This is a genomic window from Synechococcus sp. LA31 (assembly GCF_018502385.1).
Classification (GTDB): Bacteria; Cyanobacteriota; Cyanobacteriia; order PCC-6307; family Cyanobiaceae; genus Vulcanococcus.
Map to the genome: position 1 here is coordinate 2,538,314 of NZ_CP075523.1, position 16,380 is coordinate 2,554,693.

16 protein-coding genes are annotated in these 16,380 nt (G+C 64.5%); 2 read left to right on the top strand and 14 right to left on the bottom strand.

What is annotated here, in order from left to right; translation table 11 throughout:
* Window positions 1-81 precede the first annotated feature (81 nt).
* The 9 genes from KJJ24_RS13715 to KJJ24_RS13755 form a co-directional block, all read right to left on the bottom strand.
* A complete protein-coding gene (locus KJJ24_RS13715; RefSeq protein ID WP_214339550.1) occupies window positions 82-1,539 on the bottom strand; it encodes a hypothetical protein in 1,458 nt (485 codons plus the stop codon).
* A gap of 60 nt (window positions 1,540-1,599) precedes the next feature.
* Window positions 1,600-2,697: a glycosyltransferase family 2 protein gene (locus KJJ24_RS13720; RefSeq protein ID WP_214339552.1), complete on the bottom strand. Its 1,098-nt coding sequence runs from the start codon at window positions 2,695-2,697 to the stop codon at window positions 1,600-1,602.
* Entirely contained in the window at window positions 2,694-3,677 is a 984-nt protein-coding gene (locus tag KJJ24_RS13725) for a HAMP domain-containing sensor histidine kinase (RefSeq protein ID WP_214339554.1), read from the bottom strand. Before KJJ24_RS13725 ends, KJJ24_RS13720 begins: the two co-directional genes overlap by 4 nt.
* On the bottom strand, window positions 3,674-4,366 hold the full coding sequence (locus KJJ24_RS13730) for a response regulator transcription factor (protein WP_214339555.1): 693 nt from the start codon (window positions 4,364-4,366) through the stop codon (window positions 3,674-3,676). The genes KJJ24_RS13725 and KJJ24_RS13730 overlap by 4 nt, the downstream gene beginning before the upstream one ends.
* A 156-nt stretch (window positions 4,367-4,522) precedes the next feature.
* Window positions 4,523-4,918, bottom strand: a complete 396-nt coding sequence (locus KJJ24_RS13735) for a DUF4440 domain-containing protein (RefSeq protein WP_214339557.1) — start codon at window positions 4,916-4,918, stop codon at window positions 4,523-4,525.
* Window positions 4,899-5,669, bottom strand: a complete 771-nt coding sequence (gene mtnC, locus KJJ24_RS13740) for an acireductone synthase (protein WP_250544797.1) — start codon at window positions 5,667-5,669, stop codon at window positions 4,899-4,901. The genes KJJ24_RS13735 and mtnC overlap by 20 nt, the downstream gene beginning before the upstream one ends.
* On the bottom strand, window positions 5,669-6,337 hold the full coding sequence (mtnB, locus tag KJJ24_RS13745) for a methylthioribulose 1-phosphate dehydratase (RefSeq protein ID WP_250545035.1): 669 nt from the start codon (window positions 6,335-6,337) through the stop codon (window positions 5,669-5,671). The genes mtnC and mtnB overlap by 1 nt, the downstream gene beginning before the upstream one ends.
* Before the next feature lie 23 nt (window positions 6,338-6,360).
* A complete protein-coding gene (locus KJJ24_RS13750; RefSeq protein ID WP_214339559.1) occupies window positions 6,361-7,209 on the bottom strand; it encodes a DNA-formamidopyrimidine glycosylase in 849 nt (282 codons plus the stop codon).
* 110 nt (window positions 7,210-7,319) lie between these two features.
* Window positions 7,320-7,529, bottom strand: coding sequence for a photosystem I reaction center subunit IV (locus KJJ24_RS13755; RefSeq protein WP_214339562.1), 210 nt, complete (start codon window positions 7,527-7,529; stop codon window positions 7,320-7,322).
* 110 nt (window positions 7,530-7,639) lie between these two features.
* Between KJJ24_RS13755 and KJJ24_RS13760 the strand changes: the two genes are divergently transcribed.
* Both KJJ24_RS13760 and KJJ24_RS13765 read left to right on the top strand, forming a co-directional pair.
* The gene (locus tag KJJ24_RS13760) at window positions 7,640-8,683 is read left to right on the top strand and encodes a hypothetical protein (RefSeq protein WP_214339564.1); all 1,044 of its coding nucleotides are present in this window, start codon (window positions 7,640-7,642) and stop codon (window positions 8,681-8,683) included.
* Between the two features lie 10 nt (window positions 8,684-8,693).
* On the top strand, window positions 8,694-10,178 hold the full coding sequence (locus tag KJJ24_RS13765; RefSeq protein ID WP_214339566.1) for an ATP-dependent DNA helicase RecQ: 1,485 nt from the start codon (window positions 8,694-8,696) through the stop codon (window positions 10,176-10,178).
* A gap of 9 nt (window positions 10,179-10,187) precedes the next feature.
* On the opposite strand, the gene KJJ24_RS13770 is transcribed toward KJJ24_RS13765, so the two are convergent.
* The 5 genes from KJJ24_RS13770 to KJJ24_RS13790 all read right to left on the bottom strand — a co-directional run bounded on the left by KJJ24_RS13770 (window position 10,188) and on the right by KJJ24_RS13790 (window position 16,376).
* Entirely contained in the window at window positions 10,188-11,513 is a 1,326-nt protein-coding gene (locus tag KJJ24_RS13770; protein WP_214339568.1) for a LysM peptidoglycan-binding domain-containing protein, read from the bottom strand.
* Between the two features lie 100 nt (window positions 11,514-11,613).
* On the bottom strand, window positions 11,614-12,963 hold the full coding sequence (locus tag KJJ24_RS13775) for an aldehyde dehydrogenase family protein (RefSeq protein ID WP_214339569.1): 1,350 nt from the start codon (window positions 12,961-12,963) through the stop codon (window positions 11,614-11,616).
* 38 nt (window positions 12,964-13,001) lie between these two features.
* A complete protein-coding gene (locus KJJ24_RS13780; RefSeq protein WP_214339571.1) occupies window positions 13,002-13,589 on the bottom strand; it encodes a hypothetical protein in 588 nt (195 codons plus the stop codon).
* Between the two features lie 49 nt (window positions 13,590-13,638).
* Entirely contained in the window at window positions 13,639-15,726 is a 2,088-nt protein-coding gene (locus KJJ24_RS13785) for an ATP-binding protein (protein WP_214339573.1), read from the bottom strand.
* The gene (locus tag KJJ24_RS13790) at window positions 15,726-16,376 is read right to left on the bottom strand and encodes a response regulator transcription factor (protein WP_250544798.1); all 651 of its coding nucleotides are present in this window, start codon (window positions 16,374-16,376) and stop codon (window positions 15,726-15,728) included. The genes KJJ24_RS13785 and KJJ24_RS13790 overlap by 1 nt, the downstream gene beginning before the upstream one ends.
* Between the last annotated feature and the right edge of the window lie 4 nt (window positions 16,377-16,380).

Consider the following 16,380-nt stretch of genomic DNA (forward strand, 5'->3'; position numbering starts at 1 on the left):
TAATTTTCCTGCTCCTATCTCTGCGGTATCAACCTAGAAAAGTCTGCTGCTCTTGGCTCTCTGCTGCTGCGTGCTGCTGCGTCATTCGCTTTGATCTGCGGCAGGTATGCCTGATTGTTCTGGTAGCTCCAGTTGGGTTGTGATCTCATGCATCGTTAGGGCAACTGCGCGTGCGATATCTCGAATTTCAAAGGGCTGATTCCGCTCCTGTTCTTGGTCATGGGGTTGCTCGATCGGATCTTGCTGATACAGCTCGATCGGCAAGGTTGCGAGGGTGCCTGCTCCTTCGCATTGCTGCCGATGCCAGAGGGCGATGGCCTCGGCTCGCGAGGAGCCCACCAGACAGAGACCAGGGATCTCGGGCCTGAGCCAGCCGAGCTTGTGTTGCATCGTGCCTTCGTGGCTCACATAAAAACGCACACCCTCGGTGCGTTGCAGCCAGCTGGCAAAGCCCAGGCCGCAGAGGTTTTCCAGTTGTGCCGCTCTGCAGTGCTGAAGGATCTGCTTCAGCCTTGTTTGGCAGGCTTGCTCGCGTTCTTGGCTCAGGGGGTGTTGGTGGTTGTTGTGTTGGTAGGTGAAGCCATCCAGCAGGATCAAGGGGCGGTGGAAATGCTGCGTGATCGCATCGATCAGGGCCTGCATGAGCGTCACCTCATTGCGTAGTTCACGTCGTCCTGGACCTCTCACGCCCAGCAGGATCAATGGCTGTGGACGATGCACGGGCAGAGCCCCCTCCACCTCCCGAGCCAGGGCATCGATCACGGTTTGGCGTGCCTTGCCCGTGACCAGCGTTCCCCCCAAGCGAACGCTCTGATGGTTGCTCAGTAGCGCCGGGTCCACTCGGCTGATGCCATCGAGCTGGGCCAGGTTCAGAACGGTGTCAGTGTCCTGCACAACGGCCAGGCTTTGGCCGGCATCGATCAGGCGCAGCAGTGGATCGAGTTCGTTCCACAGGAAGTGCGCAAAGTTGCTGTTACCGGCGCGCACCAACACCGGCTCCTGGTTGTTGAACCCATCAGGATCTGGGGCAGGGTGGTCTGCTGGCCTCAGCGTGGAGGCCGAGAGCAGATAGCCGTTGGCGCATTCATTGGATGACAGCCACCACAGTGAGGCGTTATCGCGCCGTTGCAGCAGCAGATGGTTGCGGTCGGGATCGGCTCGGCAACCACGCAGCTCAAAGCTGGCTCCGACGAGCTCCACATCCAGTGGTTGTTTGTTCAGGATGGCGAGCTGATAGCGGCGCAGTGAGCGCGGATAGACCCAGCGGTTGAGCTCATCCAGTGAGGGGGGTGAGCTTGTGCTGCCTGGGCCGTAGCTTGCCGCTAGATCGCAGCAGCGCTGAGCAGCTTGCACAAGGCCAGCTTGGCTGAGAGCCTGCCCCAAGGCGAGGGTGGCGCTCTCCAGTCCGATCTGCTCGATCACGTCTGGGGCCGTGCCGGCTTGTAGCAGTGCCTCGCGAGCGCGGCGCAGGCGGCCAACCGCTCCTCCCTGATCTGGATCCAGCAACAGGTTGCGGATCGATGGCTGTGGTTCGGCCACGGGCTGTTGATCCGGGCATTGTCTGGCCGGAGCCTATGCATGGTCCTGGGCTGCGGCGGCTCAGTCCCATTGTTTGAGCCAGCGCTGCCGCCATAACCCCGAGGTCACCCAGCGACTGCAGGGTCCCCGTTGGCGATAGGAATACCAGAGCCGATTGAGCTGAAAACTGGCGGCGTTGGCTCGGGCCAAGGCAGGGTCATCGGTGAGGGTGCAGCTCTGTTGTGGATTCCACTGCAGCATCCGGGTATGGGCGAAGCTGCCATCAAGCCGTTGCACGCTGGGTGTCGCCAGCAGGCGGTCGCGGTAGTCGAGGTCTTCGCAGTAGGCGGGGTAGTAGCGCTCATCGAAGGGCCCTACGGCATCCCACGCCAAAGCCGTGAGCGCAAAGGCGGAGAAGGCACGCTCACCGGGGAACAGCCCCAGATATTGCGGCTGGGCTGGATCCAGACGCGCCAGCGCCTCTGCCAGCAAACCGGGCGGAAAGGTCACATCGTGGTTCACCAGCAGGGCCAGGCTGGCTTGCGGGAAACTCAGCAAAATCTGGTTCCAGGCAGCCGCCACTCCGGCATTGCCAAAGGGCCGAGCGATGCGGATTTGGCCTACCCCGGTCAGCCCCTGAGCTTCTAAGTCTTGGAGCAGTTGCCGCAGCCGCAGCGACTCGGGATCATTCCGTCCTCCGCTTTGATCCACGATTGCGAGCGTCTCAATCGGCAGATCAAGGCTGTTGACGAGTTGTTGAAGGTGATCGGCTCCGTTGAGAATCGGTACACCCAGCAGCGGCAACACATCGGCTGGGGCTCTTGCTGGTTGGAGCCTGTCCAGCCCCTGCCAGAACAGCTCCAGCAGTTGATCGTCATGGCTGCGTTCGCTCACATCGGCGAGGCATCGCCAAAGCTCCACGCTGGCTTGGCGATCGGGCCGGCCGGTTTGTGGCAACTCCCCCAGCCACTCCAACAGCCATCCGAGCACGACACGGCGTGCTTCGCTCCAGGCGCCCAGCTGTAGGAGTAGATCGATCGCTTCGGCGCTGTTTTGGGCGCGCTGCTGAGCGATCTCTCGCAGAACGGCACGGGTGTAGTGATCTCCTTGCTGCCGCCAGTGGGCCACCCTTTGCTCCAGCTCCGCTGGATCGCTGCGTTTCGAAGGAGGATGGCTCATACACCCCCGTCCAGCAGACAGCTCTGCGGCAGGCTCAGCCTCACCTGCATCCCGCCCTGGGGGGAGTGGCTGATGTGCATCGTGCCCCCATGGTTGCGGCAGAACCCACGGGCGATGGCCCATCCCCGCCCCTGGTGGGATGACTTGAGGGCGGTGGTTGGATGCAGGCCCACCCTGCCTGTTGGGCCTGCATCCTCCACCACAATCACCAGCCCAGCGGAGGAGCTCGTACAACGCACCATCACCGGCGGCCCGCCGTATTCGAGGGCGTTGTCGATCAGGTTGTGCAGGGTGCGCTGCAGCCAGCGACGATCCACCAGCAAGGTGCGTGATGGTTCGATCTCCACCAGCACATCGGCGGGGGCATAACTGCAGGCGAGCTGGCGGACGCACGCCTCTAGCAACACCCGTTCGCGCCGTAGGGGGTGGGTTGATGTTTGGCCAAGCTCGCCCAGATCGGCATCCAGATCGCGGAGGGCCTCAAGGTCGGCTTCAAGGCCATTCAGCAGCTTCCGATCCTGGGCCTCCTGTTGACGCAGGGCGGCCACCCTGAGGAAGAGCCGCGTCAGCGGAGCACGAATGTCGTGGGCTAGGTCGTTGCATTGCTGTTGCTGCAACGCAGCCTTGTGGCGCTGCTCTGCGAGGAGTGCATTCAGGCGCCGCAGCAGCAGTTGGAGCGGGGCGATGCCGCTGTTGAGCCTCAGGGGCAGTGGGTCGAGGGCATGGCGAGGCAGTGCTTTGAGCAGCTGATTGAGAGGCTGCAGCAGCTCGCGCTGCAGAAAAAGCATCAGTCCTGCGCCTACACCGATGACGGCGCTTAGCGCCAGCAGAGGCCCCTCTGCCTCAACCCGGTGAGACCCTGCCAGCCGCACCAAGGCGATCAGCAAGCGAGCGGCGATCGCGGCACCGCCGCCCCCCATCACGCAGGCCAGGAGCAGGTGGCGACGATCCTTTGCACTGAGGATGATCGCCCGTTTCATGGGGTTTGGCTTGGGGGATGGCCCTCTGCAGCGTTCGGGCTGATCTGCAGGGCGTAGCCATGGGCACGAACTGTTTCGATGCGCAGTCCCCCTTGGGACACCACGCCCAGGAGACGGCGCAGCCTGGAGAGGCGCATGTCGATGCTGCGGCTGCTGCTTACGGAAATCAGGCTTCCGCTGGAATGGGCCAGCTGCTCTCGGGTTAAGACGCGACCCGGTGCACGGCAGAGGGCCAGCAGCAGGATGCGTTCGCCTCTGGTCAGCGTTACGTTCGCGGCTCCTGGCCGCTCAAGAACGCCCTCATGGGGATGAAAGAGCACATCTCCCAGGTGGATCGTTTCTTCCTCAGAGGTGGGGCTGATGGTCGCGCGGCGTTCGCTCCGTAGCAGTTGCTCGCAGCGCAGCAGCAGTTCGCGCGCATGAAAGGGTTTCACCAGGTAGTCCTGGGCGCCCTGTTCCAGTCCGACGATGCGATCGGCAGGGCTGTCCAGCCCTGAAAGCATCAACACCGGGAAGTTTCGGCCCTCGAGGCGGAGATCACGCAGCACGTGCGTGCCCTCATGGCGGGGTAGTCGCCGATCGAGCAGGAGAAGGTCGGGATGTTCGCCCTTCTCCAGTGCGGCCAGCATCGTTTCGGGACGGTGGAAGATGCGCAGTTGCCACCCTGGGGCGCAAAGACGCGGCTGCATCAGTTGGCAAAGCTCGATGTCGTCCTCAAGCCACCAAACCAAGGCGCCGGAACAGTGCGAGACAAAGTCCCGATCCGGACTCTCCGTCACGACTGCTCAGCCTCACGCCTCCTTCGCGAGTGTGACCATGCCTGGATGCCCTGAGCTGGTCAGGCTTCAGGAACGATGCACATGCACCTGCTGCCAGCTGCTGTTGCTCCGCTGCCAGATACGGGTTTCGCAGCAGCTGGCGGTGATCGCGTCGCCGCCTGAGAGTCGCTGGGTGAGCCGGGTGTAACTCAGCACCACGGCGTCATCGGAGAGCCAACGCAGGTGTGGCCGCGCCATGGTCACGTTGACCGGAGCGGGTGTGGCGTCTGGATCTGCGGGCAGCTCGAAGTAGAAGCGATGAAAATCCAGGCCTTCCGCCAAAAGACCATTGGTCTCAGCTTCAAAACAGCTCAGGTCAGGGCTGCAGAAACCGGCATAGGTGGCCCAGTCTCCCGCCGCCACACTGTTAAGCATCGCCTGATTGATGGCCAGGATGTCGCGATCACGCTCGTTGAGTGTCATCGGCGGTGTCGAGATGGGTGTAGTCGCTGATCCTCTCAAAGGGGCCACTGTCGCGGCCTGGGTTGTCATGGCGGTCACTGAACAGTGCGGCCATGCCAGCCGCGTGGGCAGCCTGCAGTTCGGCTAGGGAGTCGCTGATGAACAGCACCTGCTCCGCTGCGCAGCCCAGGAACAAGGCGATGGCCGAGTAGCTCGCGCTCTCCTGTTTCGGCCCTGTGCGGGTGTCGAACCAGTGGCTGAACAAGCCCCGTAGATCTCCGGCCTGGCTATGGCCGTAGAGCAACTGTTGGGCCGCTACAGAGCCGGAGGAATAGACCGCCAGCACGATCCCAGCCTGGTGCCAGCGCTGCAGTGCGGCTGGCACATCGCTGAACAGTGGGGCCACGAGTTCGCCGCTGGCATAGCCCGCTCTCCAGATGCGTCCCTGCAGATCCTTCAGCGGGGTGAGCTTCACATCACGGGCGATCAGACTCTGCAGATAAGGCACCACTGCTTCGGCTTTCGCCGTTTCAGCAGCCTGAGCGCTCCGCAGCGCTTGCGCTTCAGCGTGAGGATCATCGGCCCATGCCTGATCAACGGCCGCGATCAGGTTCGCGACCTCTGGCTCATCGGCATTGGCTTGTAGGTAGCTGCCGAGCTTGGCGCTGGCATAGGGGAACAGCACCTCGGCAACGAAACTCACCGGGCAGGTGGTGCCTTCGATGTCGAGCAGGACGTGGGTGATCGGCATGGCGGGCGTGCTGGATGCCATCAGTGGGGAAGCCGATGGGTGAGGGCGTTGAGCAGCAATTGCCGCCAGCGCTGCTCGAGCAGAAACTCCAGGATTTCCAGATGGCGCATGGCGCTTCCTAGATTGCGTCCCCAGGCGTAGAGGCCATGGCCGGCGATCAGTAGGCCATGGGGGGCGGAGATCAGGTCTGGCCGGGCTCGCGCGGAAAGGCGTTCCAGATTCTGGTCGTTGGCCAGCACTGGCACCCTCACGCTGCACTTATGGGTGGTCACGCCCTCGAGCCCTTTGAGCATTTCCAGATCCCTGAGCTCCAGGTGGCCGGCGTCACGCGGAGCACTGCCACCGTCTGCCTCTAGGGCCCACTGGGAGAGCAAAGTGCCGGCCTGGGAGTGGGTGTGCAGAACGGCTCCGGCGTCGCAGGTTTGGACGATTTCCAGGTGCAGCGACGTTTCGGCGCTGGCCTTGCCGGTGCCGCTCAGCACCGATCCACTGCCATCCACCTGGATCAGATCGCGCGGGCGGACAGCACCTTTATGCACTCCACTTGGGGCCATCAGCAGGCGCATGGGCTGACGCTCCAACACGCAGCTGAAGTTGCCGCCTGTGCCATCGCACCAGCCCCGCTGGTGGATGGCACTCATGCTCTCGCTGAGGGCTTTGGCTAAAGCTGTGGTGTTGGCATCAGACACGGCAGACACCAGCGCAATGGGCTTCACCCACCCTGGCAGTTGGGGCACCAGTGGCTGCTGCGGCCCGACAGTTTGTCGCGCTGGATAGGGCTGCCGCAGACCCTGCAGGGCTCACCGCTGCGGCGGTACACCCATGCCGCATGGCCGTAGTTGCCGTTGGTGCCGGTGAGATCGCGGAAGTCGCTAAAGGTGGTGCCGCCGGCGCCAATGCTGGTGGTGAGAACCTCCACCACGGCGGCGTGCAGTCGTTCGAGTTGTGGAGGGCGGAGTCGGTTGCAGGGGATGTGCGGGCTGATCCGGCTCATGAACAGCGATTCATCGGCGTAGATGTTGCCCACGCCAGCCACCAGCCCTTGATCGAGCAGTGCTGTTTTGATCGGACGCTTGGAGCCAGCCAGCCGCTCGGCCAGGTAAGTGGGGTTAAAGGCGGGGCTGAAGGGTTCGGGCCCCAGTTTTTGCAGGCCGGTTATCACCGTTTCAGGCCTCTCGCCCGGGGGGACCCACCACATCTCTCCGAAGCTACGGGTATCCACAAAGCGCAGCTCCTGCTCCTGCAGATTCCAGAAGCGCACCCGGGTGTGACGGCAGGGCTCCTGAGGCTGGCTCATCCAGAGGAATTGACCGGTCATGCGTAGGTGCACACCCCAATAGCCGCCATCGCTGTTGTCGCGTTCCAGCTGGGCCATCAGATATTTGCCCCGCCGCAGCCAGGCCTTCACTCGGCAGCCTTCGAGGGCGCTGCAGAACAGCTCCGGCAGCGGTGGGGACGCGATCGCACGGGCCCGAAGCACCTCCACCCGCGCGATCTCAAAGCCCACCACCTGGAGCTCAAGCCCCCGCCGCACCGTCTCAACTTCAGGCAGTTCAGGCACGCGCAGCCATCGATGTCAGGGCCACAGGCTGCCACGCCAGGCACAAAACAAATCCCCGACCTGTAAGCAGGCCGGGGACGCAGTGAGCATTGAGGGGCTCAGGAGTGAACTCAGGCTTTGTCGAGTTCGCTTTCCGCGAAGTTGTTGGTGTTGATGCCGCCTTCGGAGCCGCTCACGCCGTTGTAATTCACCTTCTCGAAGCGCACCACCACCGGGTAGCGGATGCCGGAGGTGTCGATCGAGGCAACGGTGCCGACTTCGTTGAACCAGTAGGACTCAGGACGCTTGATGCGCACTTTGTCGCCGCGGGAGATGGCCATCGCTGCGCAAAGAAAGGGTGGCTGTCAGACGGAATGTACCCGCGCTGGGCGGGTGTTCTCATCGGCCGTCACGAAACGTGGCACCATCGACCTTCACTGAGCGCATCCCAATGGCCGAGGCCCCTTCCTTCAGCCTCGATCTGCCGGATCCTGAGAGCGAAACCATCAGCTCGATGGAGTTCCTGGCCCGCATCGAGGAGGCCTGGGCCATCTGCGATCGCTTTGATCTGCAGACCGAGATCTGGCGGGGCCGGATCCTGCGTGCGGTGCGGGATCGCGAGCGTCGTGGTGGTGAGGGCCGTGGGGCCGGCTTTCTGCAGTGGCTCAGAGAGCAGGAGATCAGCAAAACCCGTGCCTATGCCCTGATCCAGCTGGCGGAGTCGGCCGATCAGATGTTGGGCGAGGGCGTGCTGGAGGAAACCAGCGTGAACAACTTTTCCAAGCGCGCCTTCATGGATACGGCCCAGGCCGACCCGGAAGTGCAGCTAATGATTGGTGAGGCAGCCAACGACGGCCAGCAGATCACCCGCAAGCAGGTGCGTCAGCTCACTGACGAATTCACGGCGGCCACCAGCCCGCTGCTGCCGGAAGAGATCCGCCAGCGCACCGCCGAAAACCTTCTGCCGCCGCGTGCAGTGGCTCCACTGGTGAAGGAGCTGGCCAAATTGCCGGATGAGCAGCAGGAGGATCTGCGCAAGGTGCTGCGCGATGAGCCTGAGCTCGAGCGTGTGAAGGACGTGACCAGCACAGCGCGCTGGTTGAGCAAGGCAGCGGAGGCGGGGCTGGCGGTGCGGGCTTTCCAGCAGGGCGAGCTCGATCTGGATAAAGCCATGCAGGAGGCCCTGCGCCTCGATGCCCTCGGTCTGTTGGCCGATGCCGTGGGGCAGGCCCAGGCGCTGGAATCGGCGGTGCTGAAGCTGCACACCAGCTGGCGACGGCTCAACGGCTTGCAGGAGCGGCTGTGGGTGGAGAGCGGTAGCAGCACGCCCCATCTACGCGAGCTGCTCACGGCGCTGCAGAGCCTGAGCGGCAACACCATGCGCGTGTCTCTCGGTGAGTTGGCTGGCGGCAAGCGCGTGCGCTTGCAGCTGGTGGAGGAGGCGCCCGATCAACTGGAGGCCCCGGCAATTCCGGTGATGGCCCAGCCCGGTTGAGGCTGGCGTGATGGCAGATCCTCTGGCCCAGTCCCTTGAGCAGCATTTCGGCTGGAGCAGTTTCCGGCCTGGCCAGCGGCCGGTGGTGGAGGCGATGCTCTCGGGCCGCGATTGCCTGGCTGTGCTGCCCACTGGCGCCGGCAAATCGCTTTGCTATCAGCTCCCCGCGTTGGTGCGCGGCGGTCTGGTGCTGGTGATCTCACCGCTGGTTGCGTTGATGGAAGATCAGGTGCAGCATCTGCAGCGCCGCGGTATCCCGGCTGCCTGCCTGCACCGCGGCCTGGATCCGGCGCGGCGGCGCGATTTGATTGCCCGGGTGCGCAGCAATCGGCTGCGGTTGATTTATCTGGCCCCCGAGCGGCTACAGGTGGAGGCCACCCGCCAGCTCCTGGAAGACATCAATGACCAGGGCCAGCTGGTGGGGGTGGCCATTGATGAGGCCCACTGCATCAGCGCATGGGGGCACGACTTCCGGCCCGACTACCGCCGCCTTGGGCAGCTGCGGCGCCTTTGCCCGGGGGTGCCGCTGGTGGCGCTCAGCGCCACCGCTGCGCCGCGGGTGCGTGCCGATTTGATTCGGTTGTTGGAGTTGCGGCGACCCCTGATCCAGGTGCGCTCCGCTCGGCGCGACAACCTCTCTTATGCGATGCGGCGCCGACCGGCTGACCCGATGCCTCAGGTGCTCGAAGCTCTGGCTGCAGCGCGTGGGGCCAAGTTGATCTACGCCCGCACCCGCCGTTCGGTGGAGAGCTGGGCCAAGCGGCTCAGTGAGGCTGGGGTGGAGGCCATCGCTTATCACGCCGGCATGGACCCCGAGAGCCGTGCCCTGGCGTTGGCCCACTTCCAGGAGCATGCGGCGCCGGTGCTGGTGGCCACGGTGGCTTTTGGTATGGGGGTGGATCGCCCGGATGTGGGGCTGGTGCTGCACCTCGATCTGCCGGCCAGTGCCGAGGGCTATCTGCAGGAATCCGGCCGTGCTGGCAGGGATGGATTGCCGGCCTGTTGCCTGGTGCTCTTTGACCCCGATGACCGCACCAGCCTGGCCTGGGCCATTCGCGCCTCCGCGGACGATGTGACCAATCCCCAGGAGCGTCAGCGGGTGGAGCTGGCCCAGCAGCAATTGCGGCGTATGGAGGCGGTGGCGGAAGGACCTGGCTGCCGCGAGCAGGCGCTGCTGCTGACGGTGGGAGAGCTGGTGCCGCCCTGCGGGCGCTGCGATCGCTGCAGTGTTCAACCGGCCCTGCGGGACTGGTCGCAGCAGGCTGCAGAGGTGCTGGCGGTGCTTGAGCAGCGCGGCGGCGTCGACCTCCGCAGCCTCGGCGAGGATTTGGCCCAGGCCGAAGGTGAGGAGGTGGAGCGCTGGCGCTGGCTGGCCCGCCGGCTGGTCCAGGAAGATCTGATCGCCGAAAGCGACGACGGCAGCCAGCGCCTCTGGCTCAGGCCCGCCGGTCGCCGCTTTCTGCAGCAGCCCTGGCGGCTGCGGCTGGCGGCCTGAGGGTCCTGATCAGCCGCCCTTGGCAGTGCAAAGGTCGCTGATCAGCTTGCGCTCGAAGTCGCTCTGGGGGGCATCCCAGGTTTTCCAGGTGCCCGATTGGCCGGTGGCATTCAGCCGCTTGGCACCGCAATTGATCGCCAGGTAGAGGGGCTGGCCGTCGCTGTTCAGGCTCGGGGCTACGTAACTGCCGCCCATGGGTTGCCAGTTGGCCCAGTCCACCTGAAGGGGGCCGTAGTTGCGCCAGTCGGGTGAGGCGGGTTTGCCGGGTTTGGCTGTGCTGGCCGGCTTGGCGGCGGGCTTGGCGGCCACGGGTTGAGCCGCCGGTTTCGGTTCGGGTTTGGGCTCGGGTTTGGCTTCTGGTTTGGGCTGGGGTTGTGCGGCCGCTACGGCGGCTGGAGCTGGCGTGGGTTCCGGCTTGGGCTCAGGCTTGGCGGCCACCGGTTGAACCGCCGGCTTGGCAGCGGCTGGTTGCACGGCAGGTTTGGCTGCTACCGGCTGGGCGGCTGGTTTGGCAGCCGGTTTCGCCGCCACGGTCTGGGGCTTGGCGGCGGGTTTGGGCGCTGGCTTGGCCACGGGCTTCGGTGTTCCCCGCAGCTTGAGGGTTTGCCCCACCTCCACCTGGTTGGGGTTGCTGATGTTGTTGATGGCGATCAGGTTCTGCATCGACACGCCATAGCGCTGGGCGATCACCGAGAGGGTTTCGCCGCTTTGCACCTTGTGTTGGGTGGCGTTTTTGTTCACGGCCGGTTTGGGCTTGGGCGCCGCGGCTGTGCGGGTCACCGGCACCTGGATGCGGCTGCCGGCCCAGAGATCCTGAGCGCTGCGCAGATTGTTGAGCTCCATCAGGCGCTGCACGCTGGTGCCATAGCGCTCGGCTAGTTCCGAGAGGGTTTCACCTTGTTTCACGGTGTAGTTGGCATTCACCGTGGTGGTGCGTGCTCCGGTGCTGGCGCGTGCACTACCAGCTCCGGGCACCTGGATGCGGCTGCCGGCCCAGAGATCCTGAGCGCTGCGCAGGCCGTTGAGCTGCATCAGCCGCTGCACAGATGTGCCATAGCGCTCGGCGATTTCAGACAGCGTTTCGCCGGGTTTCACGGTGTAGTTACCGCTGCCTGCATTGCTACCGCCAGCACCGGGCACTTGGATACGGCTGCCGGCCCAGAGATCCTGCGGACTGCGCAGACCGTTGAGCTGCATCAGCCGCTGTACGGATGTGCCGTAGCGCTCGGCGATTTCAGACAGCGTTTCACCGGGCTTCACCACCACCTCCCCAGCCCGGCCCGGCAGGGGCAGCATCAGGGCGAGAGCAAGCAGAGCAGCAGAGCGGCGGCGCATGGGGGCATGGGCTTTCGACTGGTGGCACCATACGGGCCCCAGCCGGGTGCGCTAGCCCCCCTTTGATAAGGCCTGGCAATCGTTTTGTGCGGCGTGGGGCTCAGCCCAGCAGGCGCCGCACCAGGGGCAGCTTGTCCCCATAGGGGGGGTAGCGGAAGGGCACATCCAGCTTGAAAGGACGCCGGAGCACGCTGCGCTGATGGGAAAAGGTGCGGAAGCCCGCTTCGCCGTGGTAGCTGCCCATGCCGCTCGGGCCCACACCGCCGAAGGGCAGATCGGGCACGCCTACCTGCATCACCACATCGTTGAAGCACACCCCGCCCGAGCTGGTGCGCTCGAGGATCTGGCGCTGGGCCTGCTGCTGTTTCGTGAACAGATACAGCGCCAGCGGTTTGGGGCGCTGGTTGATCAGGGCGATGGCCTGATTCAAATCATCCACGCTGAGCACCGGCAGCAGCGGGCCGAAGAGTTCCTCCTGCATCAGGGGGTCGTCGAGGCTCTCAACCCGGATCAGGGTGGGGGAGATCCTTCTGCGGCTCGGATCGCTCTGGCCGCCGCAGATCAGCTGGCCGCGGCTGCGGGCGCCCTCGAGCAGGCCATCCAGCCGCTGAAACTGAGCCTCATTCACGATGTTGCCCAGATCGGGCGAGTGCAGAGGTTCCTCGCCAAAGCAGGTGTGGATCCGGGCTTGCAGGTGCTCCAGAAGCGGCTGTTCCACTCCCCGCTCCACCAGTAGATAGTCGGGTGCAATGCAGGTTTGACCGCTGTTGAGGCACTTGCCCCAGATCAGCCGGCGGGCTGTGACCTCCAGATCGCTATCACCCAGCACCACCGCTGGGCTCTTGCCCCCAAGCTCCAGGGTGACCGGTGTGAGGTGGTCGGCAGCGGCCTGCATCACCAGGCGGCCGATGCGCTCGCCGCCGGTGAAGAAGATGTGATCAAAACGCTCTTGCAACAACACTGCGGCCACACGGCCATCGCCTTCCACCACCTGGGCGATGCTGCCGGGGAAGGCGGCGTTGATCAGTTCTGCGATCAGCCTGCTGGTGGCCGGCGCATGCTCAGACGGTTTGAGCACCACGCTGTTGCCTGCGGCCAGGGCGCTCACCAGCGGTTGCAAGCTGAGCAGAAAGGGGTAGTTCCATGGCCCGATCACCAGCACACAGCCCAAGGGCTCGCTGATCACCTCCGCCTGTCCGGGTTGCAGAAAAACCGGTAGCCCCACCCGCCGGGGTGCCATCCAGCGGCGCAGGCGGTTGCGCACCAGCTGGATTTCTTGCTGCACCGCCACCAGTTCGAAATAGGCCTCCACGGGGGGCTTCCCCAGATCGGCGGCCAAGGCCTCGAGCACCGCATCGCGCCGCGCGGCGATGGCGCGCTCCAGGCGCTCCAGCTGCTCGAGGCGCCAACGGCGCGGGCGGCTTTCCCCAGCGCTGATGGGCTGCCGCATGGCGGCAATCGAGGTGGAGAGCTGCTGTGAAACCGGGCTCAGCCCAACCATTCCAGATTTTGGTGCTGCTGTAGATGCTGGCGGTAGTGGCGGCGGATCGTGGTGATCAGCTCCTGCAGCACGGGCTGCTCCTGCAGATCGGTGCGCAGAGCGATCACATCCACACCGCCTGGATGGCGCAGCAGGGGCAGCTCTATCCAGGCGGTCGCGGAGTTGGCTGGTGACGGTTCCGCTTTGGTGAGGACCACCAGATCGAGCACGCGCTCACGAATCAGGCTCTCCAGCCGTTGCGGATCTCCGCAGCACTGCACCACGGTCGGTTGATGGGTCGCCATCACTTGGCCGGCGTGGCCGCAGGCCAGCCAGCGCGGCTCGGCTGGATCGTTCTGCAGGCGTAACCATTGCGATGACAGGCGCAGCCCCTCGAGCAGTGCCTGATTGGAGCCGGCGCGATAGCGGCCGTCGGTGTGTTTGCGGAATTCCAGTCCAAGCCGGCGGCTGACTTGCCTATAGATGCGCGAAATCGAGCTCTGGTCGCGCTGAGTGATCTGCGCCACGGTGCTCGTGCTGGGGGTGATCTCCAGCAGATCGAGCACAGGCAAGCCGTCAAACAGGATGTCGGCCATGACCAGCACGCGGGCTTATGCCGAATGTGCATGGGCTGGGTGCTCGAGCTCAATCCCCAGTGGTGGGTAGGGCGTGAAACCACAGCTGCAGCAAGGCTCCGCCCCGCTCGCTTACGCCGCACTCCAGTCGGCCTTGATGGTTCTCCATCGTGGTGCGCACAACGAATAAGCCAAGGCCGCTGCCCGTGGCTTTGGTGGTTTGCAGGGGGGTGTCGTCGAGAGCTTGGGGAGGCAGTCCTGGGCCGTTATCGGCCACGGCGAGGCACCACTGCTCGTCGCTGTTGGCCAGGCTGATGGCGATCCAGGGATCGTTCACGTTGCTCTCGGCCAGGGCTTCGGCGGCGTTGCGCAGCAGATTCACGATGGCGATCTGGATTTGCACCGGATCGCCTTCGATCCAGGCTGGTGTTGGGTTGCGCTCGAGCTCGGTGCTGTCCACCTCTAGGCGCGTGAGCGGCCCGCCCGAGCGGGCATAGAGCAGTGCGCTCTGGGCAACCTCGCGCAGATCGAGGCGCTGGTGTTCGGTTTGCACATTGCGCAGCAGCGCGCGCATCTTCTCGATCGTGAGCACCACGCGATCAGCTTCCTGGCGGATGCTCTGCAGTTGCTGCTGCCACGTTGACGGCAGCTCTGGTGCATTCGCTTTGCGGCTGCGCTCGAGCAAGAGCTGGCTGTTGAGCAGGAGCACGCTCAGGGGTTGATTGATCTCATGGGCCACTGCTGCGGCCTGCAGGCTGCTGCGCAATTTGTCTTTGAGCAGCGCGAGTGTTTGGGCGTCGCGGAAGCGTTCGCGCTCCTGGGCTTCTCGCAGGTTGCGGGTCAGCGTGTTGTAGCGCTCCACCAGCTCGGCGATGGCGCCATCGAGGGCCATCAGTTCTTCGCCTGCGTTGTGGCTTAGTCCGCTGCTGAAGAGGAGATCACCGCTGGCGTTGCCATCGGGGCCTGCCAGTGCGGCACCCAGCTGGCGGGAAGCTGTTTCAAGTTGGCCGAGCGGATCGAGCAGGCCACGGATCTGCCGGTTGATCAGCACCACTGAACCAGCCAGGGCTAAGGCGGCCGCGATCAGGGCCAGCTGGCTGCTGCGCTCGGCGGCGCTGTTGCTTGGATCGGCGGCCAGGGCCGTGAGCAGGATCCAGTTGAGACCTTCTTCTTCTCCCCAGGGGCTGGCTTGGAGGGTGTACGTCTGCCCTTCAACGTTCAGTCGTACGGGGCGAGCCCTTCCGCGGCGATTGCTGGTCTGCAGTTGCAAGGCGCCCTTGGCAGACCGGCTGAAGAACGACCGCTGCAGCGCTTGGGTTAGCGGATTGCTGAGGGTCTGCAGGTTGGAGCGCAGCACGCTGTCGTTGCGGCGCGTGAGGGTGAGCTCAGGGCGGGACGAGGCCACGAGATCGCCGTTGGGCTCCACGATCACGGCTAAGCCTTGGCGTTGCTTCCACACCCCCTTCAGCCAGGTGCTCATGTTGCTGAGCACCATGTCCACCCCCACCACGCCCTGCAGGCTGCGGTTCGCTGCGTAGAGGGGCGCGTTGTAGGAGATCGAGAACACCTCAGGCTGGTCTTCCCAGGCATAGATCGAGCTCCAGCTGGCATTGCCGGCTTTCACGGTGTCGGCATACCAGGCCTCTTCGTGGCTGGCTGTCATCCCGGGAATGCGCTCCAGCAGCGCGCCGCGTTGCCCTGTGGTGGTCATGGCGTAGATGGCCATCGAGCCGCGCCCGCTGCGGGGGGTGTCTTCATTGAGCAGCAGCTCGCCCTCGGCCGTGCGCTCCATCCCTACGAAGGAGCCATCGGCATTGCCGATGTTGATGTAGTCCACCGGAAACACCTGCATCTGGTGCCAAAACCGCTCACTGATGGCACTCACATCGCGTTCGCGGCTGGGATCGCTGCGCAGCCAGTTGAGGTTGAGATTGTTGATCCAGATCGGATAGCTGAGTTTTTTGGATAGGCGGATCGAGAGATCCACGACGGAGGCGTTCTGGCGGTAGACCTCGCTGATCTCCAGGCCGCTGCGGCGTCCCAGGCTGTAGCTGAGGAGGCTGAACCCACCAGTGACTAGCAGCAGTTGCAGGGTGCTCACCAGCGCCAGGCGATTGGCGAGCCGTTTGGGCAGCTGGATGCGCGGGACGGACCGCATTAATCAGAACTCCTCAGATGCTCCTGGTTCAGGCGGCCCAGCAGCGAGGCTTGCCGCACCAGCTCCGCTCCGCTCATGCCCAGCTTCTGGGCGATGGCCTTGCGGTGGGTTTCCACCGTGGCGATCGAGAGCGCAGTGGCTCTGGCGATCTCCTTGTTGCTCAGCCCCTGGCCGATCAGGCCATAAATCTCCTGTTGGCGTGGGGTGAGCGGCGCGTTGGGCTGGGGCAGCCAGCTCTCCAGCACGGCTTGCAGTTGGCTGAAGGCGGCGGTCTTGTCGACCACCCCCACGATCAATGGACGCAACGGCGCCGGGCAGACAAAGCTTCTGGCTTGGCCGGAGAGCACCACCACCTTGGCGTCTGGGCGGTGCTCGGCCAGGGTGTGCGCCACCTCCAGGCCGTCGCCATCGGGCAGGCTCAGATCCAGGATTAAGAGCTCTGGCGGTTCATCGGCGCGGCAAAGCGCGATGGCCTCGGCCTGGCTGGTTGCTGTGGCGCGCACCTCGAGGCCAGGGATGGCCTCCAGCATCGAGCGCAGCAGCTGAAGGAACATCACCTGGTCTTCCACGATCAGGCAGTGGAGGGTGTGTTGGTTCGCTGGGGGTGATGCGTTCATCCAGCGGGAGAGATGCTCCAATGAGGAGATCATGCTC